14 protein-coding genes are annotated in these 17,978 nt (G+C 73.4%); 5 read left to right on the top strand and 9 right to left on the bottom strand.

Going from position 1 to position 17,978, the window contains the following annotated elements:
- Window positions 1-52 precede the first annotated feature (52 nt).
- The 3 genes from CP982_RS33725 to CP982_RS33715 form a co-directional block, all read right to left on the bottom strand.
- Entirely contained in the window at window positions 53-949 is an 897-nt protein-coding gene (locus tag CP982_RS33725) for an LURP-one-related family protein (RefSeq protein WP_150513920.1), read from the bottom strand.
- 51 nt (window positions 950-1,000) lie between these two features.
- Window positions 1,001-3,580 carry a valine--tRNA ligase gene (gene valS / locus CP982_RS33720; RefSeq protein ID WP_150513919.1) on the bottom strand — a complete coding sequence of 860 codons (2,580 nt, stop codon included), beginning with the start codon at window positions 3,578-3,580 and terminating at the stop codon, window positions 1,001-1,003.
- A gap of 72 nt (window positions 3,581-3,652) precedes the next feature.
- Window positions 3,653-5,710 (bottom strand): phosphocholine-specific phospholipase C, encoded by a 2,058-nt coding sequence (locus CP982_RS33715; protein WP_150513918.1) that lies wholly within the window; start codon window positions 5,708-5,710, stop codon window positions 3,653-3,655.
- A gap of 253 nt (window positions 5,711-5,963) precedes the next feature.
- On the opposite strand from CP982_RS33715, the gene CP982_RS33710 reads away from it, so the two are divergent.
- From CP982_RS33710 to CP982_RS33700, 3 genes are read left to right on the top strand one after another with little or no spacing between them, the layout of a single operon-like run.
- Window positions 5,964-6,884 carry an NADP-dependent oxidoreductase gene (locus CP982_RS33710; protein WP_150513917.1) on the top strand — a complete coding sequence of 307 codons (921 nt, stop codon included), beginning with the start codon at window positions 5,964-5,966 and terminating at the stop codon, window positions 6,882-6,884.
- Window positions 6,881-7,654 (top strand): GNAT family N-acetyltransferase, encoded by a 774-nt coding sequence (locus CP982_RS33705; protein ID WP_150513916.1) that lies wholly within the window; start codon window positions 6,881-6,883, stop codon window positions 7,652-7,654. Before CP982_RS33710 ends, CP982_RS33705 begins: the two co-directional genes overlap by 4 nt.
- Before the next feature lie 13 nt (window positions 7,655-7,667).
- Complete coding sequence (locus CP982_RS33700) at window positions 7,668-8,174, top strand: FBP domain-containing protein (RefSeq protein ID WP_150513915.1); 507 nt, start codon at window positions 7,668-7,670, stop codon at window positions 8,172-8,174.
- Here the strand turns inward: CP982_RS33700 and CP982_RS33695 are convergent, their stop codons facing one another.
- Both CP982_RS33695 and CP982_RS33690 read right to left on the bottom strand, forming a co-directional pair.
- Complete coding sequence (locus CP982_RS33695; RefSeq protein ID WP_150513914.1) at window positions 8,175-9,515, bottom strand: 6-phospho-beta-glucosidase; 1,341 nt, start codon at window positions 9,513-9,515, stop codon at window positions 8,175-8,177. It lies immediately after the preceding gene.
- A 66-nt stretch (window positions 9,516-9,581) separates the two neighbouring features.
- Window positions 9,582-10,079, bottom strand: coding sequence for a thioesterase family protein (locus CP982_RS33690; RefSeq protein ID WP_150513913.1), 498 nt, complete (start codon window positions 10,077-10,079; stop codon window positions 9,582-9,584).
- 177 nt (window positions 10,080-10,256) lie between these two features.
- Between CP982_RS33690 and CP982_RS33685 the strand changes: the two genes are divergently transcribed.
- Window positions 10,257-12,491, top strand: coding sequence for a terpene synthase family protein (locus CP982_RS33685; protein ID WP_150513912.1), 2,235 nt, complete (start codon window positions 10,257-10,259; stop codon window positions 12,489-12,491).
- 13 nt (window positions 12,492-12,504) lie between these two features.
- Here the strand turns inward: CP982_RS33685 and qcrB are convergent, their stop codons facing one another.
- The 3 genes from qcrB to CP982_RS33670 all read right to left on the bottom strand — a co-directional run bounded on the left by qcrB (window position 12,505) and on the right by CP982_RS33670 (window position 16,198).
- The gene (gene qcrB, locus CP982_RS33680) at window positions 12,505-14,148 is read right to left on the bottom strand and encodes a cytochrome bc1 complex cytochrome b subunit (protein WP_150513911.1); all 1,644 of its coding nucleotides are present in this window, start codon (window positions 14,146-14,148) and stop codon (window positions 12,505-12,507) included.
- Window positions 14,149-14,239: 91 nt separating this feature from the next.
- Entirely contained in the window at window positions 14,240-15,385 is a 1,146-nt protein-coding gene (gene dgoD, locus CP982_RS33675) for a galactonate dehydratase (protein WP_150513910.1), read from the bottom strand.
- Window positions 15,386-15,439: 54 nt separating this feature from the next.
- Window positions 15,440-16,198, bottom strand: a complete 759-nt coding sequence (locus CP982_RS33670; protein WP_150513909.1) for an SDR family NAD(P)-dependent oxidoreductase — start codon at window positions 16,196-16,198, stop codon at window positions 15,440-15,442.
- A gap of 229 nt (window positions 16,199-16,427) precedes the next feature.
- Here CP982_RS33670 and CP982_RS33665 point away from each other — a divergent pair, with 229 nt between their 5' ends.
- Window positions 16,428-17,054, top strand: a complete 627-nt coding sequence (locus tag CP982_RS33665; protein ID WP_189719298.1) for a response regulator transcription factor — start codon at window positions 16,428-16,430, stop codon at window positions 17,052-17,054.
- Between the two features lie 53 nt (window positions 17,055-17,107).
- Here the strand turns inward: CP982_RS33665 and CP982_RS33660 are convergent, their stop codons facing one another.
- On the bottom strand, window positions 17,108-17,977 hold the full coding sequence (locus CP982_RS33660; RefSeq protein ID WP_144321857.1) for a metallophosphoesterase family protein: 870 nt from the start codon (window positions 17,975-17,977) through the stop codon (window positions 17,108-17,110).
- Window position 17,978 lies beyond the last annotated feature (1 nt).

Here is a 17,978-nt window from a genome sequence, read left to right as displayed (position 1 = left end):
GGCCGCACTCCCCCAGGGGCGTGCGGCCGCTTCCGCGTGGCTGCGGGTGCGGTCAGCCGATCCCGCGCGAGTCCTGCTTGAGGGCCGTGTCCACCGTCAGGGCCGTCGCCACGACCAGGCTCAGGAGCGGCTCCGGGAGCTGGAAGTGGATCTGGAGGACGTAGTTGTCCGCCGTCGTGAACATCGTCTTGGCGAGGCCTTCCCAGGTCTTCGTGATCCGGGCCACCTCGTTGTCGGTGTGGTCGACGATCGAGAAGTTCCAGGCGCGCCAGTTCTCCGCCTTGATGGCGCCGACCTGCTGGCCGTTGGCCATCATCGCGAAGTTGATCTTCCCGAAGACGTTCTGCTGGACGATCTCACCGACCGGCTGGCCGTCCGGGCGCTCCACGATGACCCGCGACTTCATGAACTTGCGGGGGCGGGTCAGGCGCAGCTGCGGCGTGCCGTGGGCGTCGCGGATCTCCAGCTTGTGCGTCATGAACTGATCGACGCTGGAGACGAAGCGGGCGACCTTCTTCAGCGCGCTCTGGTCGACCTGCGTGACCGTGCCGAGCTGGTTGCCCGACTGGTCCATGACCTTGTACTCGTTGGTCAGCTCGATCAGCTTGGCCTTCTGGTTCACCACCAGGACCGGCTCGGTGAACAGGGTGCCGCCGCCCTGCGCGGCCGGCGTGATGCCCGCCTGCTGCTGGACCTGGCGCTGGACCTTCGCCGGGTCGGCCGCCGGGGCCGCCTGCTGCGGCGCGGCGAACGGGGCCTGCTCGGCGACGGCCTGCGCGGGAGCGGCCGCGGCCGGGCCCGCCTGGGGCGGAACCTGCTGGCCCGGCGCGCCCTGCTGGTTCGCCGTGGTGTGGTCGGTCCACTGTGCGCCGTCCCACCAGCGGAGGAGCTGGGAGGCACCCTGGGGGTCCGGGTACCAGCCTGCAGGGGTGTTCGATTGCGTTGTCACCCGGGCACACTACCGTGCCCCCCGGTGGGCTCCGCCAGCCCCGCGTTCCGCTCAGCGGAACGGTGTGAGCAGCACCTCCACGCGCAGCTCACCGTCGGCCTCGCGGACCGACACCGTCCCCACCCGCCCCGCGGCCCGGACGTCCCGCTCGGCCAGGGCGAAGCGGTCGAGCGTCGCGCGCGGCGCCCACAGCTCGACGGTCCCGACCTCGGCCCGCAGGGAGAGGCGCGCGAGGGACTTGGCCTTGCGGACGTGCGCGATGACCTCGCCGGCCGCGGTGAGGACCGCCGGGTCCGCGTCCCCCGCGAGCGCCCGCAGCGCCTCGGCGGACGGCCACGCGGCACGGTGGACGCTGCCGTCCGCGTACCAGGACCGGACCTCCTCGGTGACGAAGGGCAGGACGGGCGCGAAGAGCCGCACCACCGTGTCCAGAGCCGTGTGCAGCGTCGCCCGGGCCGAGTCGCGCGCCGCCTCGTCGCCGTGGTCGCCGTACGCGCGGGCCTTGACCAGCTCCACGTAGTCGTCGCAGAAGCGCCAGAAGAACTGTTCGGCGCGGTCCAGGGCGCGCGCGTGGTCGAACGCGTCGAAGGCGGCGCTCGCCTCCTCGACGGTCGTGGCGAGCGCGGCGAGCAGGGCGCGGTCGAGCGGCTCGGTCACGGCTCGTGCGCCCGGGTCGCCGCCGATGCCGAGCACGAACTTCCCGACGTTGAGGAGCTTCGTCGCGAGCCGTCGGCCGATCTTCATCTGGCCGGTGTCGAAGGCGGTGTCCGTGCCGGGCCGCGCGCTCGCCGCCCAGTAGCGCACCGCGTCCGAGCCGTGCTGGTCCAGCAGGTCCGTGGGCGTGACGGCGTTGCCCTTGGACTTCGACATCTTCTTGCGGTCGGGGTCGAGGATCCAGCCGGAGATCGCGGCGTGCCGCCACGGCAGGGTGCCGTGGCCCGTGTGGGCGCGCACGACCGTGGCGAACAGCCAGGTGCGGATGATCTCGTGGGCCTGCGGCCGCAGGTCCATCGGGAAGACACGGGCGAAGAGCTCCGGGTCCGCGAGGCGCCGTCCGGCGATCTGCGGGGTGAGCGACGAGGTGGCCCAGGTGTCCATGACGTCCGGATCGCCGGTGAAGCCGTGCGGCTCGCCGCGCTGGTGCTCCGCGTAGCCGGGCGGGGCCTGCGCGCCGGGGTCGACGGGCAGCGCCGCCGGGTCCGGGACGATCGGGCGGCCGTGGTCGGGCTCTCCCTCGCCGTCGAGCGGGTACCACAGCGGGATGGGGACGCCGAAGAAGCGCTGGCGGCTGATCAGCCAGTCGCCGTTGAGGCCGCCGACCCAGTTGTCGTAGCGGACCTTCATGTGCGGCGGGTGCCACTGGAGTTCCGCGCCGCGGGCCAGGAGCGCGGACCGCAGCCGCTCGTCCCTGCCGCCGTTGCGCAGGTACCACTGGCGGGTGGTGACGATCTCCAGGGGCTTGTCGCCCTTCTCGAAGAACTTCACCGCGTGCGTGACGGGGCGCGGCTCGCCGTGCAGCTCGCCGCCCGCGCGCAGCATCGCGACGACGCGCTCCCGCGCGGTGTGCGCGGTGGCGCCCGCGAGGTCGGCGTACGCGGCGAGGGCGGCGGGCGAGGTGAGGCCGCTCGGCGCGGCCGCGAGGAAGCGGCCGTCCCAGCCGATGACCGGCCGGGTGGCGAGCCGCAGTTCGCGCCACCACGTGACGTCCGTGGTGTCGCCGAACGTGCACACCATCGCGATGCCCGTGCCCTTGTCGGGCGCGGCCAGGTGGTGCGCGACGACGGGGACCTCGACGTCGAACAGGGGCGAGCGGACGGACGTGCCGACCAGGTCGCGGTAGCGCTCGTCGTCCGGGTGCGCGACCAGGGCGACGCAGGCGGGCAGGAGTTCGGGCCGGGTGGTGTCGACGAGGACGGCACGGCCGTCGGGGCCGCGGAAGCCGATCCGGTGGTAGGCGCCCGGCCGCTCCCTGTCCTCCAGCTCGGCCTGCGCGACGGCCGTGCGGAAGGTGACGTCCCACAGCGTGGGCGCCTCGGCCAGGTAGGCGTCGCCGCGCGCCAGGTCGTCGAGGAAGGCGGCCTGCGACGCGGCGCGGGCCCGCGCGTCGATCGTCCGGTACGTCCGCGACCAGTCGACGGACAGGCCGAGCGTGCGCCACAGGTCCTCGAAGGCCCGCTCGTCCTCGGCGGTGAGGCGCTCGCACAGCTCGATGAAGGTCCGCCGGGAGACGGGGACCTGCCGCTTGCCGGGCCGCTCGGGCGGGGTGAAGTCGGGGTCGTACGCCACGGTGGGGTCGCAGCGGACGCCGTAGTGGTTCTGCACCCGGCGCTCCGTGGGCAGGCCGTTGTCGTCCCAGCCCATGGGGTAGAAGACGTTCTTGCCGCGCATGCGCTGGTAGCGGGCGACGGTGTCGGTGTGCGTGTACGAGAAGACGTGGCCGACGTGCAGGGAGCCGCTCACCGTGGGCGGCGGGGTGTCGATGGAGAAGACGGCGTCGCGCGGCCCGGTGCGGGCGGCGTCCGCGTCGAAGGCGTATACGCCGTCCTCTGCCCACCGCCGGGACCAGTGCTGCTCAAGACCGTCGAGGACGGGCTTGTCCGGGGCGCCGCTCGGGCGGTGGGTGCGGTTCATGCTCCCGGATGCTAACGCCGGGGCGGCGGGGCCCCGCAACGGTTTTGCGGGGCCCCGCGGCGCGCCCGGGGGTCAGGCCGTGGCGAGGCCCGGGTCGCTCACTCCGGCCGCGCCGGTCTCCACGTGCCCGGCCAGGCGCCGCAGGAACCCCGCGTCGGTGTCGGCGAGGACCGTCAGGTCGTACCAGCGCTCACTGCCCCGCAGGTCCACCGTGTGCTGGACGGTCGCGCCGGGCTTGACCTGGAAGGTCTCCTTGCGGCCGCCGTAGGCGTTCGTCACCGTCAGGACGCAGGCGGTGGTTCCCGCGTTGGTGAGGGTGAGCTTGATGTTGCCGGTGGCGCGGTCGTGGCGGGCGGTGACCTCGGGTCCCGCCTTCTTGCCGGGACCCTTGAAGGTGCGCAGGAAGCCGTTGGGGCCGAACACGGACAGGTCGTGACTGCCGCCCGAGTACGCCGAGTTCCAGGCGTCGGAGAGCGTCTTCCCGGCCTCGGTGGTGTAGGTCCAGGGTCCGTCGCCGCGGTTGCCCGCGCGTACGTGGAAGCAGACGCCCGCCGCGTCCCCGCCGCCGAAGGTGAGCCGGAACTTGCCGTCGGCGGGCGTCGCCAGGCCGTCGACGAGGGGTGCGTACGGCAGCGGGCGGGTGCGCCGGGAGCCGGACTCCTGCTTCGGCAGGGCCGGGCTCACGGGCGGCTTCGGGTAGTAGTCGGGGTGGCGCGCGTGGTCCGGCGGCTCGTAGCCGGAGGTGTCGGGCAGCGCGGCCGGGGAGGTGTCCCGGCCCGCGAAGTCGAACGCGGCGGTCAGGTCGCCGCAGACGGCCCGGCGCCACGGCGAGATGTTCGGCTCGCGCACGCCGAACCTGCGCTCCATGAAGCGGATGATCGAGGTGTGGTCGAGCACCTGGGAGCAGACGAACCCGCCGGTGCTCCACGGCGACACGACGACCATCGGCACGCGCTGGCCGAGGCCGTAGTGCCCGGCGGCGTACTGGGCGTTGCCCGGGAAGTGGTCGAGCGCGGTGGCGACGGTGGACAGGCCCTGGTTCGCCGATGAGGGGACGTAGGGCGGCACGACGTGGTCGAAGTACCCGTCGTTCTCGTCGTACGTGATGAACAGGGCGGTCTTCGCCCACACCTCGGGGTTGGCGGTGAGCGCGTCCAGGACCTGTGCGATGTACCAGGCGCCGTAGTTCACGGGCCAGTTGGGGTGCTCGCTGAAGGCCTCGGGGGCGGCGATCCAGGAGATCTGCGGCAGCCGGTCCGCCTTGACGTCGGCCTTCAGGATGTCGAAGTAGCCGTCGCCCGCCTTGACGTTCGTGCCGGTGCGGGCCTTGTCGTAGAGGGGGTCGCCGGGCTTGGCGCCGCGGAAGGTGTTGAAGTAGAGGAGGGAGTTGTCGCCGTAGTTGCCGCGGTAGGCGTCCGTGATCCAGCCCCATTTGCCCGCCGCGTCCAGGCCGTCGCCGATGTCCTGGTACACCTTCCAGGAGATCCCGGCCTTCTCCAGGCGCTCGGCGTACGTGGTCCAGCCGTAGCCCGCCTCCTGGTTGCCGAGGACGGGGCCGCCGCCGGTGCCGTCGTTGCCGACGTGCCCGGTGAGCATGTAGTAGCGGTTGGGATCGGTGGCCCCCATGAACGAGCAGTGGTAGGCGTCGCAGATGGTGAAGGCGTCGGCGAGCGCGTAGTGGAAGGGGATGTCCCCGCGCGTGAGGTAGGCCATGGTCCGCTCGGACTTGGCCGGGATCCACTGGTCGTACGCGCCGTTGTTGAACGCCCGGTGGCCGCCCGCCCAGTCGTGGTCGAGCCCGGCGATGAACTGCATGCCCAGGTCGGCCGCGTCCGGGTGGAACGGCAGGACCTCCTTGCCGCCGCCCTTCTGGTGCCACACCGGCTTGCCGCCGGGCAGCGCCACCGGGCGGGGGTCACCGAAGCCGCGCACGCCCTTGAGGGTGCCGAAGTAGTGGTCGAAGGAACGGTTCTCCTGCATCAGGACGACGATGTGCTCCACGTCCTCGATGGAGCCGGAGCGGCGCCGTGCGGGCAGGGACGCGGCGCGACCGATGCTCTCGGAGAGCGCGGAGAACGCGGCCGTGCCGCCGGCGAGTTGCAGGAAGCGGCGCCGGTTGATTTCGGGCATGGGGAAGGGACCTCACGTGATGTGGGGGGCGTGGGCGGATGCAGTGTGTCAAGCGGAGCAAGGCTGACGGAAGAGGCGGGCGGTGCGATGACCGCCGTGTGAAGACATGGCCAACGTTGCCGCCCCGTGAACACGTTGCGGCCCCGTGAACACTCCGGGGCCGGGGAATGCCCGTGCGGCGGCCGGCCTTGTGATCACTGGTGCGGCGCCCCCGGCGCCGCGCGTCCCGTCCACGCAGGAGAGCGAGGAGCGCATGGCCAAGGCGTATGTGTACACCCGGCACGGTGGCCCCGAGGTGGAGGCCCTCATCGACCGGGAGCCGCCGCGGCCGGGCCCGGGCCAGCTCCTGGTCGCCGTGCGCGCCGCGGGCGTCAACCCCGTCGACCACAAGCTGCGCGGCGGCTACCGCAGGCCGGGCCAGGCGGCCGCGGAGCTGCCAGAGGTCCTCGGCAGCGAGGCGGCGGGCGTCGTCGAGGAGGTCGGCCCGGACGTCACCGGCTTCGCCGTCGGCGACGCGGTGTTCGGGTCCACGCTCACCGGCGGGTACGCCGAGTACACGCTCCTTCCCGTGGCGATCGCCGCGCACAAGCCGGACGGCCTTTCGTTCGCCGAGGCGGCGGCCCTGCCCGTCGCCGCCGCGACCGCGTACGACGGCGTCCGCCAGCTCGCCCTCGCCGCCGGGGCCACGCTGTTGGTCACGGGCGTCGGCGGCGGGGTCGGCGGCTACGCCGCGCGGCTCGCGCGCCACGAGGGGCTGCGCGTCATCGGCACGGCCAGCGAGGGCAAGAAGGAGTACGTCGAGTCGCTCGGGGCCGTGCACGTGGCGCCGGGCCCCGAGCTGGTGGAGCGGATCCGGGCGCTCGCGCCGGACGGCGTCGACGGCGTCTTCGACCTGGTCGGCGGCGACCACCTGCGGGCCGTCGCCGAGCTTGTGGCGGACCGCACGAAGCTGATCACCGCGGGCGGCAAGCAGATCGTCGCCGAGCTCGGCGGCTCCCCCGTCGCGCGGGCCCGCAGCGCCGAGGTCCTGGACGCGGTGGCCGCGCTCGCCGCCGCGGACGTGCTGCGCCCGCACCTCACGGCCACGTATCCGCTGGAGCGGGCGGGCGAGGCGCTCAGGGCCGTCGAGTCGGGGCACGCGCGCGGCAAGGTCGTGATCGAGGTCGGGCGGTGACCGGCGGCCCGGCCGCGCCGTCCCCCGACGTGCTGGACAACCCCGGGCTCGCCTCGCTCACCGGCCCGCACGCCCGGTTCGCCGAGCGGCGCGGGCGGGTGGTGCGCTACCCCGTGGACGTCTCGCCCTGGCTCGGCCTGCCCGCCGAGCCGGACGCGGCCGACTGGGCGGACCTGGCAGGCTTCGCGGGGGCCGACGGCTCCGTGCCGCTGCCCGGCGTCGGCACGCCCGTGCCCGCGGGCTGGGAGCTGACGTTCGACGTGGCGGGCGTGCAACTCGTCGACGAGGGCGTGGCGGCCGCGCCCGACGCCGAAGCGGTGCGGCTCGGGCCCGCCGACGTGCCCGAGATGCTCGGCCTGGTCGCGCGCACCCGGCCGGGCCCCTTCCTGCCGCGCACCGTGGAACTCGGCGCGTATCTGGGCCTGCGGCACCGCGGCGCGCTCGTCGCGATGGCCGGGGAACGGCTGCGGCCGCCGGGGTTCACGGAGATCAGCGCGGTCTGCACCGACCCGGCGTACCGGGGGCGCGGGCTGGCGGCCCGGCTCGTGCGCGCCGTCGCGCACGGGATACGGGAGCGCGGCGAGACGCCCTTCCTCCACACCTCGGCGCGGAACACCGGGGCGATCCGCCTGTACGAGGCCCTCGGTTTCGCGATGCGCCGCTCCCTCCCGTTCCGGGCGGCGCGGCCGCCGCTGCCGGCGCTGCGAGCGGCGGGCCCGGCGCCGGACGGGGCGGCGGAAAATGGGAGGACGGCCGTCCGGTCCGGTTGATAACTTCCGGATCATGGAACCACTCGGCGAGAAAGAGATCCGCGCGTCCTTCGTGAACTGCTCCAAGGGCGAGGCGCGGCGCCTGACGCTGCCCCCGGGGTTCGCCGAGACCCCCTGGGACGACCTCGACTTCCTCGGCTGGCGCGACCCCAAGGCGCCGGACCGCGGCTATGTGGTGGCGCGGCGGGACGGCGGCGCCCTGCTCGGCGTGGCGCTGCGGGCGTCCACCGGGGCGCGCCGCAGCATGCTCAAGTCCAGCATCTGCTCGGTGTGCGTGACCCCGCAGGCCGGGTCGGGCATCACGCTGTTCGTCGCGCCCCGTGCGGGCGAGGCGGGGCGCCAGGGGAACTCGGTGGGGCTCTACATCTGCGCCGACCTGGCGTGCTCCCTGTACGTACGGGGCAAGAAGACGTCGGCGCTCGCCCGGCGGTTCGAGGAGAGCCTGAGCCTTGAGGAGCAGCACGAGCGGACGCTCCGCAACCTCCACGGCTTCCTCGACCAGGTGGGCGAGGGCCGCTAGTCACGTCAGATAGGCGAGGGCGGGGTGGGCCTGCTGGTAGGCGGTGGTGAGGCGGTGCGCCACCGTCACCGAGTCGACCAGGGGGTGCAGGGCGAACGCCTTGACCGCCGCCGCGCGGGAGCGGTCCTCCACGGCCGTGAGCACCTCGCGCTCCACGGCCTTCACCGCGCAGACCAGCCCCGCGGCGTGCCCCGGCAGCGGATCGACGGACACGGGGTGCGCCCCGCTCGCGTCGACGACGCAGGGCACCTCCACCACGGCGTCCTCGTCGAGCACCGACAGGGTCGTGCGGTTGCGGACGTTGAGGATCAGCGTCGTCCGCTCGTCGCGCGCGACGGCCCGCATCAGGGCCAGGGCGACCTGCTCGTAGCCGCCCGACTCCAGGTCCTCCTCGGCCCGCTCCCCGGCCCCCGCGGCCTCCCGGCTCGCCGCCATGTACGTCGCCTCGCGATCGGCGCGGGTGGCGTCCCAGGTCCGGAACGCGGGCGCGTCGGGTCCGCTCAGGGCCTGGTAGAACCGGGCCTGCTGGTCGCGCAGGAAGGCCCCGCGCGTCCGCTCGGCCCGCTGGTAGGCGGCGACCGCGTCGCGGTTGAAGTAGTAGTAGTGCAGGTACTCGTTGGGGATCGCGCCCAGGGACTGGAGCCAGTCGGCGCCGAAGAGCTTGCCCTCCTCGAAGGACTCCAGGAGGTCGCGGTCGGCGAGCAGGCGCGGCAGCTCGTCGCGGCCGTCCACCCACAGGCCGCGCAGCCAGCCCAGGTGGTTGAGGCCCGCGTAGTCGGCCCAGGCCCGGCCGGGCTCGACGCCGAGCAGCCGCGCGACGCGGCGGGCGAGCCCCACCGGGGAGTCACAGATGCCGATGACCCGGTCGCCGAGGTGCCGGGACATGGCCTCGGTGACGAGCCCGGCGGGGTTGGTGAAGTTGATGACCCACGCCTCGGGCGCGAGCCGCGCCACGCGCCGGGCGATGTCGAGGGCGACGGGCACGGTCCGCAGGCCGTACGCGATGCCGCCCGCGCCCACGGTCTCCTGCCCGAGCACGCCCTCGGCGAGCGCGACCCGCTCGTCGGCGGCGCGGCCCTCCAGACCGCCGACGCGGATCGCGGAGAACACGAAGTCGGTGCCGCTCAGCGCCTCGTCGAGGTCGGTGGTGACCCGTACCGCCGGGGCGTCCGGCACGCCAGCCGCCTGCTCGGCGAGCACCCGGGCGATCGCGTCGAGCCGCCCGGCGTCCACGTCGTGCAGGACGACGTCGGTGACGCGGCCCTCCTCGTGGTCGGCGAGCAGCGCCCGGTACACCAGCGGTACGCGGAACCCGCCGCCGCCGAGAATCGTCAGCCTCACGTCTGTGCCACCCTGCTCTCTCCTCGTCCTTCCCCACGGAGGACGTCTCCCTGAACTCCTACCACTTCAGCGGGGCGGCGTGCCGACCGCCCTGCCCGCCCACGGCGGCGCCTTCTCGACGAGGCCCGCGTGCCGCTCCCGCACGGGCTCGGGGAACGGCACCGAGCGGCCCTGCCGCCGGTCCACGTGCAGTGCGAGCAGTTCGATGGTCGCGACGGGCTCGGCGTCCGGCGCCGGTTCGGCCGCGGGCCCCTCGACGACGTACATCTCGTGGGCGAAGTGCAGCCTGCGCGCGAAGGAGCCGAGGACGCGGCTGCGGATCGCGAGGTGGGCGCCCACGGCGACCTCGCGCAGGAACCGCACGTGGGCCTCGACGACGTAGAGGGTGCCGCCCGTGGCGGCGCGGTAGTCGGCGTGCAGGCCCGTCGCCTCCATCAGGCCGTCCGTGGCGAAGCCGAACGCGACGGAGTAGTAGCCCTCGCTCAGGTGCCCGTTGTAGTCGATCCACTCGGGCGGCACGGTCTGTCGGTACAGCGGCAGGGGGTGGCGGACTTCCCTGGTCATGCGGTCTCCTCACGGTTCGCTCCGGCGCACGGCGGCTCGCACGGGCGTTTGGCGCGCGCCACACTTTCGCATCGGCGTATCACGCGATGGTGTGACCGCGACCCCCGCGCCGCTTCGAACGGCGCGCCGGGGGTAGTGCCTGGCTGCCGTACGCCCCCTGTCTGAGGAGACCTCCGTATGCCGCGGCCGACACGCCCCTTCGAACTGCCGGACTTCTACATGGTGCATCCGGCACGGCTCAACCCCCATGTGGACGAGGCGCGTTCGCACTCCCTGCGGTGGGCGCGCGGCATGGGCATGCTGGAGGGCTCGGGCGTCTGGGAGCAGGCGGACCTGGACGCGCACGACTACCCGCTGCTGTGCGCGTACACCCACCCGGACTGCGACGGGCCCGCGCTCTCGCTGGTCACGGAGTGGTACGTGTGGGTCTTCTTCTTCGACGACCACTTCCTGGAGCTGTTCAAGCGCACCAAGGACCGCGCGGGCGGCAAGGCCTACCTCGACCGGCTGCCCGCCTTCATGCCGATGGACCTGGCGACGCCGATGCCGAGGCCGGAGAACCCGGTGGAGGCGGGCCTGGCGGACCTGTGGCGGCGCACGGTGCCCCAGATGTCCCTGGGCTGGCGCGCCCGCTTCGCGGAGAGCACCCGCAACCTCCTCTACGAGTCGCTGTGGGAGCTGTCCAACATCAACGCCCAGCGGGTCGCGAACCCCGTCGAGTACATCGAGATGCGCCGCAAGGTGGGCGGCGCGCCCTGGTCGGCGGGGCTCATCGAGTACGCGACGGGCGCCGAGGTGCCGGACGTCGTCGCGGACGCGCGCCCGCTGCGCGTCCTCAAGGACACGTTCTCCGACGCGGTGCACCTGCGCAACGACCTGTTCTCGTACCAGCGCGAGGTCGAGGACGAGGGCGAGCTCAGCAACGGCGTGCTCGTCCTGGAGACCTTCCTCGGCTGTACGACGCAGGAGGCGGCGGACTCCGTGAACGAGCTCCTCACCTCACGCATGCAGCACTTCGAGGACACGCTGTTCACGGAGCTGGCGCCGCTGTTCGCCGAGAAGGCGCTGCCGCCCGGCCGGTGCGCGGACGTCCTCGCGTACGCCAAGGGCCTCCAGGACTGGCAGTCGGGCGGCCACGAGTGGCATCTGCGCTCCAGCCGCTACATGAACGAGGGCGCCACCGCCACCCCGTCGCCCCTCGCGGGCCCCTCCGGCATCGGCACCTCGGCGACGGGCGTGCGGGCGCTCCTGTCCCCCACCGGCACCCAGCGCCCGCGCCGCTTCACGCACGTGCCGTTCCAGCGCGTGGGGCCCTCCGTGCTGCCGGACTTCGACCTGCCGTTCACCGCGACGCTCTCCCCGCACCTGGAGCGCTCGCGGCGCGAGGTCGTCGACTGGTGCCTGCGGATGGGCCTGCTCCAACCGCAGCCGGGCGTGCCCGCCTCGCACGTCTGGGACGCGCACAAGGTCGCCCGGTACGACCTCGCGCTGTGCGCGGCGGGCATCCATCCGGACGCCACGGCCGAGCAACTGGACCTGGACGCCTGCTGGCTGGCCTGGGGCACGTACGCGGACGACTACTACCCGGTGGTGTTCGGCAGGCCCCGCGACCTGCTGGGCGCGAAGGTGTGCACGGACCGCCTGACGCTGTTCATGCCGCTCGACGGCTCCCCGCCCCCGCCCCCGGCCAACGCGCTTGAGCGGGGCCTTGCCGACCTGTGGACGCGCACGACCGCCCCCATGGCCGTGGAGGGCCGGGCCGCGCTGCGCCGGTCCCTGGTGAGGATGACGGACAGCTGGCTGTGGGAGCTGGCCAACCAGGCGCAGCACCGCATCCCCGAGCCGGTCGACTACATCGAGATGCGCCGTCTGACCTTCGGCTCCGACTTCACGATGAGCCTGAGCCGGCTGGCCCACGGCGAGCGGATCCCGCGCGAGGTCCTCGACAGCGGCCCGCTGCGCGCCCTGGAGAACGCCGCCTCCGACTACGCGACCCTGATGAACGACGTCTTCTCGTACCAGAAGGAGATCGAGTACGAGGGCGAGCTGCACAACGCGGTGCTCGTCGTGCAGAGCTTCTTCGACTGCGACTACCCCACGGCGCTGGGCATCGTCGACGACCTGATGCGGTCGCGCCTGAGCCAGTTCCAGCACGTGGTCGCGCACGAACTGCCGGCGCTCTGCGCGGATCTCGGTCTGGACGCGCCGACGCGGGACGCCGTCGACGAGTACGTGCAGGAGCTGCGCGACTGGCTGGCGGGGATCCACGTCTGGCACCGCGACTGCCGCCGCTACCGCGAGGAGTACCTCTCCCGGGGGCCCGTGCCGGTGCCGTCGGGGCTCGGCATGGAGGTCGTGCGCCCCGCCTGGCTGCGGGAGCTCGCCGCCACGCCCCGGGCGCTACCGGCCTGACCGGGCGCCGCCCTCAGGGGTGGCCGTCCCCGCTGTGGACCTGCCGGTACTCCTCCGCCGTCGGCCCCGGCACCTGCGTGCCGGGGCCGTACATGGCGCGGGAGAGCCGGGCCCGCAGCCGCTCGGCCCGGGGCACCTTGCGCACCACGCCGTTCGCGTCGACGAGCGGCCCGACCTCGTACGGCACGGGCTGCTCGTGCGCGGTGAGCGTGTACCGCTCGGCCTGGGTGAGCGGCTGGTGCACCTCCACGTACTCGCCGTGCGGCAGGCGCTTGATGACGCCGCTCTCCCGGCCGTGCAGCACCTTGTCGCGGTCGCGGCGCTGGAGTCCCAGACAGATCCGGTACGTGACGACGTAGGCGAGCGGCGGCACGGCGAAGAACGCGATCCGCACGAACCACGTGATGGCGTTGATGGACAAGTGGAAGTGCGTCGCCCAGATGTCGTTGCCGCCGCCGACCATGAGCACGCCGTACAGCGACAGCCAGGCGACGCCGAACGACGTGCGCGCGGGCGCGTTGCGCGGCCGGTCGGCGATGTGGTGCTCACGGCGGTCCTTGGTGACCCAGGCCTCCACGAACGGATACGCCGCGATCACCATCATGATCAGCGGGAACAGCGCGAACGGGATGAAGACGCCCAGCTCCAGGGTGTGGCCCCAGGCGTTGATCTCCCAGCTGGGCATCACCCGGATCAGCCCCTCGGAGAAGCCGAGGTACCAGTCGGGCTGGGCCCCGGTGCCGACGAGGTCGGGCCGGTAGGGGCCGAGTGCCCACACGGGGTTGATGGTGGCGACCGCGCCCATGATCGCGAGGACGCCGAAGACCAGGAAGAAGAAGCCGCCCGCCTTGGCCACGTAGATGGGGAAGAAGGGCGCCCCGACGACGTTCCGCTCGCTGCGGCCGGGGCCCGCGAACTGGGTGTGCTTGTGGTAGAAGACCAGGATCAGATGGGCCACGATCAGGCCCAGCATGATCCCCGGCAGCAGCAGCACGTGCACCGCGAACAGGCGCGGAATGATGTCGTGGCCCGGGAACTCCCCGCCGAAGAGGAAGAAGGAGAGGTAGGTCCCGACGACGGGGATCGACAGGATGGCGCCCTGCGCGAACCGCACGCCGGTGCCGGACAGCAGGTCGTCGGGGAGCGAGTAGCCGGTCAGGCCCGTGATCAGGCCGAGCATCAGAAGCGTCCAGCCGAACAGCCAGTTGAGCTCGCGCGGCTTGCGGAAGGCACCGGTGAAGAACACCCGCATCATGTGCACCAGCATGCCCGCGACGAACACGAGGGCCGCCCAGTGGTGGATCTGCCGGATGAGCAGCCCGCCGCGCACCTCCATGCTGATGTCGACGGTCGACTCGTAGGCGCGCGTCACGAGGACGCCCTTCAGCGGTTCGTACGTGCCGTTGTACTCGACCTCCATGCCGCTCGGCTCGAAGAACAGGGTCAGCCAGATGCCGGTGAGGATGAGGATCAGGAAGCTGTAGAGGCAGATCTCGCCGAACATGAAGGACCAGTGGTCCGGGAAGACCTTGCGCAGCTGCGACTTGCCGAGGGTGTGGATCCCCAGGCGGCCGTCGGCCCAGTCGGCGATGCGCTCGCCCTTGGCGGGCGGGTCGGGACGTCCGTCCTGGCCGTGGTCCTGGGTGCGTTCGCTCATGCGGCTCCCCCCTCGGGCGCCTACCAGGGTAGGCGCGGGGCCGGGCGGGGCCAACAGTGCGTACGGACACGGGCGTTGGCGCCGCCCCCGGTCACCACTCGGCGAACGAGCCGTCCGGCTGCCGCCACACCGGGTTGCGCCAGGCGTGCCCGCGCCGGTCCGCGGCCCGCACCGCCGCCTCGTCGATCTCGACGCCGAGGCCCGGGCGGTCCGTCCGGTGGGCGTGGCCGTCGGTGAAGCGGAACGGCTCGGTGTCCACGACGTACGAGAGCAGGTCGGCCTCTTTGTTGTAGTGGATGCCCCGGCTCTGCTCCTGGATCAGGAAGTGCGGGGTGACCCAGGCGATCTGGAGGCTGGCGGCGAGGGCGATCGGCCCGAGCGGGCAGTGCGGGGCGAGCAGCGCGCCGTAGGTCTCGGCGAGCGCGGCGATGCGCAGCACCTCCGTGATGCCGCCCGCGTGCGAGAGGTCGGGCTGGGCGACGGCGATCCCGGCGGTGAGCGCGGGCAGGAAGTCGGCCCGGCCGTAGAGCCGTTCGCCGGTGGCGAGGGGCACGGAGCTCGCGGCGACCAGGCCGGGGAGCAGCCGGGCCTGGTCGGGAAGGAGCGGCTCCTCGGCGAAGAGCGGGTGCAGCGGGGCGAGTTCGGGCAGGACACGGCGGGCGCTCGCGGGCGTGAGCCGGCCGTGGAAGTCGACGGCGACGTCGCGGTGGGCGCCGAGCACCTCGCGGGCGACGGCGACGCGCTCGACGACCGCCGCCGTCTCGGCGAGCGTGGTCAGCGGCGAGGTCACCCCCGCCGCGTTCATCTTCACCGCGGTGAAGCCCGCGTCGACCTGCGCGGCGACCTGTTCGGCGAGCGCGCTCGGCTCGTCGCCGCCCACCCACGCGTACACGCGCGCCCGCTCCCGCACGGGGCCGCCGAGCAGCGCGTGCACGGGCGCGCCGTACGCCTTGCCCGCGATGTCCCACAGCGCCTGGTCCAGGCCCGCGACGGCACTGGAGAGCACCGGGCCGCCCCGGTAGAAGCCGCCCTTGCTGAGCACCTGCCAGTGGTCCTGGATGCGGGCGGGGTCCTTGCCGATCAGGTACTCGGCCAGGACGTCGACGGCGGCGCGCACCACTTCGGCGCGGCCCTCGACGACGGGCTCGCCCCAGCCGACGACGCCGTCGTCGGTCTCCACGCGGCAGAACAGCCAGCGCGGCGGGACGAGGAAGGTTTCCACCCGGGTGATCTTCAACTGCCGCTCCTCCGCTGCTTCTCGGGGTCAGGCCGTGCTCTCGCGCCCACGGGGTCAGGCCGAGTCCTTCGCCACGCTCCAGCCGCCGTCCACGACCAGGCTCGTCCCGGTGACGTAGGAGGCCTCGTCCGCGGCGAGGAAGGCGATGGCCGCCGCCACCTCCTCGGGCGTGCCGAACCGGCGGGCGGCGGTGCCCACGACGCTCCGCTCCCGGTCCGCCTCGTCCGTCCGGTCCCAGGCGGGCGTCAGGATCGGCCCCGGCAGCACGGCGTTGACCCGCACCTCGGGCCCGTACTCGACGGCGAGCTGTCCGACGAGGGACACCAGGGCGCCCTTGCTCGCCGCGTATCCGGGGTGGCCGGGGATGCCGTGGGTCGCGTGCACGGACGAGGTGACGACGACCGCGCCGCGGTGCGCCCGCAGATCGGGCAGGGCCGCCTTGACGCCGAGGAAGGCGCCGGTGACGTTCACGGCGAGCTGGTGCTCGAAGGACGCCCGGGTCATCTCGTGGACGGGGGCGACCTCGGAGGCGTAGGCGTTGCTGACGAGCACGCCGACCGGGCCGAAGCGGTGGGCGGCGGCGAGGACGCGCTCCCAGTCGGCGGCGTCGGCGACGTCCGCGCGCACGGACCGGGCCCGTCCGCCCGCGGCCCGGATGTCCTCGGCGACGGCCCGGCCGCGCCCGTCGTCGACGTCGGCGACGACCACGGCCGCGCCCTCGCCCGCGAGGCGCACGGCGGTGGCGGCGCCGATTCCGGACGCGGCCCCGGTGACGACGGCCACCCGGTCGGTGAAGCGAGCGCGTGCGTGCATGGCGAGGTCGTCCCCTCCGACGGCGGCGGGCCACGTCGTTCGCACGCACGGTACCCCGCGCGGGTGCGCGCCCGACGCCCACGGGTGTGGGGCGAAGGTGTGACGGCGGGCGCGGAGTGATCCGCGCGGCCCGCTCTATCCTGGAGAACTGTTCCGCGCCGCCGGGGCACGGCTCCCGGGGGCGGGACGGGCCCAACGCTCCAGGCAAACGGGGGAATTGATGTCAGGCTTGGCGTGTACCAGGATCCTCCTGGTCGATTCGCATCCCATCTCACTGACGGGGCTCCGCACCATCCTCGACGGCTGTCCCGACCTTGAGGTCGTCGCCGTCGCCGAGGACGGCACGGGCGCCGCGGCCCGCTTCCGCGAGCTGCGGCCGGACGTCGTCGTGGTCAACTCGCACACCGGCGCGGCGGAGGCGCTCGCCTGTGTGTGCGCCCTGTCCCGGCCCGCCCCGCCGCGGCCCGCGAACGTCCTGGTACTGCTCGACAACGTGGACGCCGCGGCCGGGCAGGTGCTCCGGGTCGGCGTGCGCGGCCTGCTGTCCAGCGCGAGCGGCTCCGGCGAGCTGGCCGCCGCCGTGCGCGCCACGGCGGCGGGGCGCCCCGCGGGCGTGCCCGCGCGGGCGGCGGGCGCGGGCGCCGCGCCGCTGCGCCGCCTCACCGACCGGGAGACCGAGGTCTTCAAGCTGCTCGCGCGCGGCTTCAGCAACGCGGAGATCTCCCGGGAGCTGACGCTCAGCGAGAGCACGGTGAAGTTCCACATCCAGCGGATCATGGAGAAGCTGGGCCTTCGCAACCGCGTGCACGCGGTGATCTTCGCCTACGAGAAGGAGCTGATCCGCGTCGGCTCCTGAGCCGCGCGGCCGGAGGGGTCCGTCACCGCGCGGAGCGGCACGTCACCGGCACGTCACCGCGCGGACCGGGCGGGCGCGGGCATGATCTGCCGCAGCCGCGGCGACGGGTGCCAGTCGCGCTTCCACTCGCGCGGATAGCCCACCGACACCTCCTCGTGCCGGATCCCGTCGTGCCAGGTGGTGCGGGGCACGTGCAGATGGCCGTAGACCACGGCCGCGGCGCGGTAGCGCACCGGCCAGTCCGCGGTGGCCTCCGTGCCGCACCACAGGGCGAACTCGGGGTAGCGCAGGATCCGGGTGGGCTCGCGCACGACCGGCCAGTGGTTGATCAGGATCGTCGGCAAGGAGGGGTCGATCGCGTCGAGCCGCTCCTTGCTGACCGCGACCCGGGCCCGGCACCAGTCCTCGCGGCTGGGGTAGGGGTCCGGGTGCAGCAGCACCTCGTCCGTGCAGACGACCCCGGTCTCGTACGCGTACTCCAGCGCGTCGCTCTTCGCGTACGTGCCCTCGGGCCGGAACGTGTAGTCGTACAGGAGGAAGAGCGGCGCGATGGTCACCGGGCCGCCCTCGCCGCGCCACACCGGGAAGGGGTCCTCCGGCGTGAGCACGCCCAACTGGCGGCAGAGCTCGACCAGGTGGCGGTAGCGGGGCTCGCCGCGCAGCTGGTTGGGGTCGTCACGGGGCGTCCACAGCTCGTGGTTGCCCGGCGACCAGATCACGGTGTCGAACCGCTCGGCGAGGGTGCGCAGCGACCACTCGATGTCGGCCGCCATCTCCGCGACGTCACCGGCGACTATCAGCCAGTCGCCCTCGTGTTCCGGCCAGAGCTCGTCGACGAACTTCCTGTTCTCGGGATACGCCACGTGCAGGTCACTGATGGCGAACAGCCTCGGTGCCCGTCGCGGTGATGCAGATGTCGTCACC

This window comes from Streptomyces spectabilis, assembly GCF_008704795.1.
In the GTDB taxonomy this organism is placed as follows: domain Bacteria; phylum Actinomycetota; class Actinomycetes; order Streptomycetales; family Streptomycetaceae; genus Streptomyces; species Streptomyces spectabilis.
This window is presented reverse-complemented; position numbering and strand designations above follow the sequence as displayed.